The 7036-nt window shown below is 36.8% G+C and carries 8 protein-coding genes; 4 read left to right on the top strand and 4 right to left on the bottom strand.

The annotated features are described in order from the left end of the window. The 3 genes from BLO53_RS19385 to BLO53_RS18500 form a co-directional block, all read left to right on the top strand. On the top strand, positions 1–270 hold a 270-nt coding region (locus BLO53_RS19385), incomplete at its 5' end, for a ParA family protein (RefSeq protein WP_176757366.1). A gap of 51 nt (positions 271–321) precedes the next feature. Continuing rightward, a complete protein-coding gene (locus tag BLO53_RS18495; RefSeq protein WP_092065105.1) occupies positions 322–699 on the top strand; it encodes a hypothetical protein in 378 nt (125 codons plus the stop codon). A gap of 78 nt (positions 700–777) precedes the next feature. Next, positions 778–987, top strand: coding sequence for a helix-turn-helix domain-containing protein (locus BLO53_RS18500; RefSeq protein ID WP_029233776.1), 210 nt, complete (start codon positions 778–780; stop codon positions 985–987). Between the two features lie 73 nt (positions 988–1060). On the opposite strand, the gene BLO53_RS18505 is transcribed toward BLO53_RS18500, so the two are convergent. From BLO53_RS18505 to BLO53_RS18520, 4 genes are all read right to left on the bottom strand, one after another. Further along, on the bottom strand, positions 1061–1702 hold the full coding sequence (locus tag BLO53_RS18505; protein ID WP_242875405.1) for a tyrosine-type recombinase/integrase: 642 nt from the start codon (positions 1700–1702) through the stop codon (positions 1061–1063). A gap of 170 nt (positions 1703–1872) precedes the next feature. Then, positions 1873–2664, bottom strand: coding sequence for a relaxase/mobilization nuclease domain-containing protein (locus BLO53_RS18510; protein WP_092065108.1), 792 nt, complete (start codon positions 2662–2664; stop codon positions 1873–1875). Then, positions 2625–2945, bottom strand: coding sequence for a plasmid mobilization protein (locus BLO53_RS18515; protein ID WP_029233781.1), 321 nt, complete (start codon positions 2943–2945; stop codon positions 2625–2627). Before BLO53_RS18515 ends, BLO53_RS18510 begins: the two co-directional genes overlap by 40 nt. A gap of 659 nt (positions 2946–3604) precedes the next feature. After that, positions 3605–4957, bottom strand: coding sequence for an ATP-binding protein (locus BLO53_RS18520; RefSeq protein ID WP_176757367.1), 1353 nt, complete (start codon positions 4955–4957; stop codon positions 3605–3607). A 1489-nt stretch (positions 4958–6446) separates the two neighbouring features. Here BLO53_RS18520 and BLO53_RS18525 point away from each other — a divergent pair. After that, the coding region (locus BLO53_RS18525) for a ParA family protein (RefSeq protein ID WP_092065114.1) at positions 6447–7036 on the top strand (590 nt) is incomplete at its 3' end.

Raw genomic sequence — 7036 nt, forward strand, 5'->3', positions numbered from 1 at the left:
CAGATTAAGAAAAAACTTAATCCTGATCTTTCACTTGAAGGAATCCTACTTGTGAAATATGGTGGCAGAGCTAATCTTGATAAAGCAGTTGTTGATGGTCTTGATGATATGGCAAAAAGAATGGAAACAAAAGTGTTTAACACGAAAGTAAGAGAACGTGTAAAACTTAGAGAAGCTCAAAGCCAACAACAATCAGTAATTGACTATCCCGATACAAAAGATGTTGTTGCTGATTATAGAGAATTACTTAAAGAAATAGAGTTAAAATAATAGTTTTATACCATTATAAAACTATTATTTTACTACTATGGAAGGAGTTATATGGCCTCAAAAAGAAAACCAGTAACTATTGCTACGAATACAGGCGCATTATCAGAAGCAGCAGTACCAAAACTAGAAGAAGCTCCTGTAAAAGAAGAAAAACAAAAAGCAATAGCAAAGCATCCTGGGGGACGTCCCAAAAAGACTACTCCAAAAGCTGAGAATAGGACCATCAGCATGGATCCAATTTTATTTGAAAAATATCTAATCATAAGTGAGAGAACAAACAAGGTTTCTATATCAGAATTTCTTAGACATGCTGTTGAGTTTTATTGCCAGCAAAACTCCATCTCATTATATGATGATGAGCTTAATAAAGAAGCTACAGCAAACTACAAAGCAAGATTAGAAGAAAAAGAAAACAAAAAGAAAAAATAATAGTTTTATACCATTATAAAACTATTATTTTACCGCTAATAATCATTTATTATACCTTTATAAAAGGAGAATACGCATATGATGTCAGAAAAAATCCGTCTTGTATTAGCAAAAAAAGACAAAAGCAAAGCATGGCTTGCAGATCAGCTTGGTTGGAGCACAAGTAATCTGTACAATAAATTCAAACGTGACAATTTCAGCGAAAAAGAACTGGTAGAGATAGCTAAAGTATTAGACTGTAAATTTGAAGCCAATTTCGTATTAAATGACTCTGGTGAAAAATTTTAATATCCATCTTATTGAATATAATACCATTATAATAGTTTTATTATAATAGTATTATAACGTTATAATACTATTATTAAACTAATGCTATATGTTCTTCTAACGCTTTTTCCTGCATCTCTGAAGTGATTCCTATGTACTTCTGCGTGACAGCAACGGAGCTGTGCTGCAAGAGCTGCTGAACCAGAACTATGTTGTAATCATTATTCAGATAGATCTCAGTTGCAAAGAATTTCCTGAAGGAGTGTGTTCCTATATTCTTATATCCAAGATAGTCGCATACCTTCGCAAGATACTTCTGGACAGCCCTTTCTCCTATTGGAAAGAGCTGCCCTGTTTCTTCTATATTATTGTCTGCAGCATACACCCTCATGTAATTGTATATGGCAACAGGGACCGTAAAGGTCCTTTTCTTTAACGTCTTTTTCTCCGTGATGTTGAGCCTGTACCTGCCACCATCCATGATTATGTCAGACGCTATCATGGTTCGTATGTTTTCTTGAATCTTAAGTTTTGAACATAAGAACGCTCCAACAATTCCCCCTAAAGCTTCTGACATCATTGCTTTACCATAAAAGCCAACCACGTTAGTAAATAAATTTTCTGTGAATGGCAATAGAAGATTATACCCAGCAAGGAAGAAGTTCACAACACCAGAAAGAATCAACAAAAACAGAATCCAATATTCATTTTTGATGTAGAGCATGCCCTCTTTCATTTCAGACCAAACAGCCTTTCGCTTAACAGGTTTGTTTTCAAATTCTGGAAGCGGCTTTAGAAATGCTTCCAGAATAGCTGATAATACAAAAGTCCCTCCATCAATTAAAAGAGCTCCTCTTACACCAACACAATTTACTAATGCAAGTCCGATGATGGGTGATACAACTTTTATAATTTCATTAATTCCTCGCTCAATAGCATTCCTATTCCAAGGTTGAATGTCTTATTAAGGTTAGTGTCCCTGACTTTGTTTCCGTCCTGGTTCATGAATGTCAGGTGCTTGTGCTTATCCTGCCAGTCAACAGAGTACCCTTTTTCAGAAAGTAGTTTTACGAACTCTTCCCGTGACACAGCTCTGTTCATGGAATCCTTTACTACTTCCATTGTGTTGTAGACATAGGATTTTACGGATTTTCCTTCCAGCATGTCCTTCATAAAATGATATTTTTCTTTCGTCCATGCTGTTATTCCGGTGCGCTCATGACCATCAAATGTCTTATTCTTTTCACAGATGGATAGTCCATGTTCGTGACAGATCTCATCACTTCTGTCCTTCATCTTCTGCAGGTCCTTTGATGACATCTGGAACTTTTTCCCGTCTTCAAAACTTACTGAATTGATTATGAAATGGGTATGGACATGTTTCTTATCCTTATGTGTTGCTATAAGGACCTCATACCCTTTAAAGAGCTCGAAGCTCTCTGCAAATTCTTTTGCTATCTCATGTGCTTTCTCAGGAGTTATGTTTTCACCAGGAGCAAATGACTGAACGAAATGTTTATAGGTCCTTCCATCTGTCTTTCCATAGATTTCTTTTGTTGCCTGCATTTCTTCTTTTGCTGTTTCTGGTGTGACACCTATTCCGTATAAAAGTCTTTCTTCTGTCTTTTCTCTTTTTTCAACATAATCGATTGCTGTTCCTATCGGTGCGTGGCTAGATACTGCTTTAATGACTGCCATGTTTCCTTTACCTCCTTCAAGGTTCCTGACAAAACATTTCCATAATCAACATATCCGTTTTCATTAAGTTTCTTTGCTACCTGGTTAAGGTTGGTCCCCTGTTTTTTCATTTCCGGGATCAGTTCCTTAAGTGGGTCCATGTTCGTTATCTGCATTTCAAGGGCCGCTCTCCGAAGATACTCCTGCTGCTTTTTTCCGGATGAAGAGATCTTCTCTTTTAAGATTTCCAGCTCTTCATCCGAAAGGCGGAACGTTACCTGATGGGGTCTTTTCTTATTCATGGTGGAGCCTTTCTACAGCTGCGTTTTTGAAAAAATATAAGCAGCTGCGATCAAAATTTATGAGCGTAGTGAATAAATTTCTGATCATGCCGGCCACACAAATTTACAAAAAGTTATAACTGTGGCTGGCATAAATGTGAGGATCCAAGGGGAGCGGAGCTTCCCTGGCAAGCGCTAAAGTGGTAACACTTTAGGAAGCTTGCAAAATCTCCCACATGTATATTTTACCACTACTTTCCGGTCAGGCAAAGTGGGAGATTTCATGCTGCGAATACATAAAAATGTCAGAAAGTCCCGGCTGAAGACTTGATGATTTTTTCATGTATGAGCAGCATTATCAGCATCGCATTTTGAAATTTTTTCATTTTGTCATGGATGTGATTTTGCGATGTGGCTTCGCCAGGAACTGGCGAAAAAAATATAAGGGACCTTGCTCAAGTTTTTCAAACGAGGCTGGTCCCTTAGCATGAACTTTATAAAATTTCTACTTCTGACTTACAGAGATTTCTCTTCATATTGAAGTTACTTCAATAACTACTTCAACAGCACTTCAATAAAAATTTCAATAAGATTTCAATTATAAAAAATCATTTTTTTTTTATATTGATCTGACATTTCTGCAGATTATTTTTAAAGTTTCCGATTAGCGCTTCACAAAATCAACTTCTTTGGGTCTTAATCTCTTCCAATATAAATGGAAGCATATATATCGGATAAAATTTCAAAGTCTGATCCTTTCCCACATCCTTTTGAGAAAGAAGGATTTTCTCTCCTACATATTGGGAATATTTTTCACTAAATGCATTTATTGATTTATGCGCTCCTGTGCCTGAAGATTTTACTTCCAAAGGTATGAGCTTTGTCCTGGATGTTACTATAAAATCAACCTCATAGTAATGAGTACTTTTTTCTTTTTCCCATGTATGATAGTAAAGTGGTCTTCCTGCTGCTGTGATCATCTGGGCAACCGCATTTTCATAAAGATATCCAAGATCTGCTGGAAGAGAATCACTCAAAAGCTTTGCATAAATATTTTCATCCGTATCAAGAGCTGTGTTGAATATCATTGTCGTAAATAATCCCGTATCAGAAAGATATAACTTGAATACATCTGAATCTCTTGTCTGGGATAACAAAATACTTGGATTGGAAATATTGTAACATGGCAGGACCGTCTTTGAATCAAGCAGATCCGAAAATCGTTCAAGATCCTTATCCACCAGTTTTTTTTCAGTTGCATTTGAAATGACATATCTCTTCTTATCAGTTGCAAGCTGACTTGGAATGGATTCAAACATCTGGCCTATCAAACCTGATCCGTCCACTCTTTTAAAATCGTCTTTGTAAAGAGCAAGGATTCCTCGTTTTACCTCATCTATATCAGTAAAATTTTTTCCTTCAACATATGCTTTTACAGCCTGAGGCATGCCACCGACAGCCATATATATCCTGAAATCCCTCATCAGTTTTCTGTTAAGGCTATTTCCGACAGGCTTCTTTAATTCATAGAGATTTCTAAGTACATCATAAGTATCATTACCTATAGCCCACATAAATTCCTCATAGTCCATAGGGTAAACCTGGATCCTATACTCTTCAGAAGGAATAACAATGCCCTGGATATTCTTCTTTATACTTATAAGTGATCCTGTTTCAATATAATCATATCTCCCATCAGCAACCAGATGTTTTATAGCCTGCCTTGCCTGCGGATTAAGCTGTATCTCATCAAATATGATCACAGATTCTCTCTTATATAAAGTTGTGTTTGTAGCAGCCTGCAGCCTTAAAAAAAACACATCAGGATCTGCTATATCATCAAATACCTCCAAAACTTTTTTCGGAATATTTGAAAAATCCACTTTTATATAAGACCTGTATTCACTTTTGGCAAATTCCTCTGCTATGGTTGATTTACCAACTCGCCTTGCCCCTTCTAATAATGCAGAATATTCAGGGGCTTTTTTTTCTTTCCACTTCTTTAATTCATCCAATGCTTTTCGTTTAAACATTATAATTCACCCTTGCACTTCCAATTCTTCAATTTATTATTTGCAATAAATTACCATTTCTTCAAACATTATTCTATCACACACTACCGTTTTTTCAAAATCGAAGCTTTAACAATTACAATTACCATTTCTTCATATAACTAGCATCATTTTCAAAGGACCAGTAAGAACTTTACTACCTAAAATCCATCATTTATTAGGTAGTAAAGCAATCATGTAATCAGCTATCATTATATCCGATCGAAACAGCATCCTATTGTCGTTTTTGCCGAAACATCTTTATAGACCAATATCCATCAGCTCTGCTGGTACGAACCCAATTAATATATATTAATAACAAAGACAGGACCTAAAGAGACCAACGAACCGCTCGCAGCCTGTCTTTGTTTTTCCTCTGGCGGTTGAACCAAGGAAACGGCTGTGAGCTTCCCCCCGCAGACCTTATTTTTAGAAAGAATCTAAAAAAGCATAAAATCCACGGATTCTATGCCAAAGTTAAGGTCTGCGAAGGGAAGTGACAAGATTTCTTCTGGCGTATATCGCCTGAGGTATCCGTATGTATCACTTACCTGTATTACTACAGGTCCCGCTCCAGGTATTCCTACCAACGATCAAGGTCTCCGGTTCAAACATCGTAAGAGATCATCTTTTGCAAGCCCCCCTAGCAATATGTTCTGATGTTTCCATCAAAGCTGTCTACTTTCTCAAGGCAGGCACCCCATATCGCACGAAGCACGGTAAAACTCCATCTTTCAGTTTTGTATTCGCCACCGTAGTGGTTGTCCAGATCTGTGACTGGACAGAAACAAGCGGTAAAGCCCTGCCGTTCACCCCAGAGTCCCCGGCACGCTCTGACCGTGATTCCTCCGTAGACTATTTGGGGCTGATCAATGCCCGTTCCTCATACGAAAAGGTTGTTTTTACACGATTGTCCTCTCAGCGTGGCATTTCTTCCTCTGGCAAGCAACCAGACCTTATTTCATTTCTTTTTATATGGGTAATTTTTTAAGAAATAAAAAAAGCCTATGTGAAAACACAGACCGACTAAACAATATTTTGTGATATATTTCCCCCACAGTAACAGTATCTAGAGGCTTGAAAGATACTAAGAATTCGCCTATAATTACTGTATAAACATATTGTTTAAGGCTTTTCACCGCAAGGTGGTTGTGCCTGTTCGGTATGTGAACGATACCTGAGCTATTCGGAAACGCCAATTTCCAAACAACTTCTTTTTGATTAAAAAAGTACCTCGCCAAAGGTGCTTTTTTTATTTCCCCATGTATTTATTCTACACAACCCTTTCCCAAAAATCAACACAAATTATCACTCAAAAGTTATAATCTATATCAAATTAACTTTGCTTTTATCTAAAAAAGTGATATCATAGTTGTAATAAAAAGGTAAAAAACTATTATAATACTTTTATTCTAATAGTTTTTTACTGTTATTAATCTAAATATCTATTATTTTGTTGGGAGGAAAAAAATTGGAAATTATTTCTGTAAACATCCAAAAAGGCGGATGCGGAAAGACAACCACCTGTCAGGTTCTTGCAGAAATCCTTGGAAAAGAATTTGACAAGAACGTCCTTTGTGTAGACATGGATCCCCAGTGTAATCTGACAGCAGCTGCCGGAGTAAACTTACTTGAATATCAGGAAAAGAATCTTTTAGGGCTACTCAAAGAAGAATATCCCATACAGGATTGTATAGCAGAATCGGAGTATTACGATATCATTCCTGGTTCCTTAAACCTTACCGATGCCGATACAATATTTAATAACGTCATTTCAAAAGAAACTCTTCTGAAAGATGCACTAGCTCCTGCAGCAAGTGCCTATGACATTATAATCATCGATACCCCCCCATCATTGAATGTCCTTGCAAGCATGGCTTTAACAGCATGTACCAAAGTAATTATTCCATGCCTTGCAGACTATTTTGCAATGATGGGTCTTAATCAGCTTTTTGGACGTATAAGTCAGATTAAGAAAAAACTTAATCCTGATCTTTCACTTGAAGGAATCCTACTTGTGAAATATGGTGGCAGAGCTAATCTTGATAAAGCAGTTGTTGA

Origin of the sequence: Butyrivibrio sp. INlla14 (assembly GCF_900102515.1) — a bacterium.
Taxonomy (GTDB): Bacteria; Bacillota; Clostridia; order Lachnospirales; family Lachnospiraceae; genus Butyrivibrio.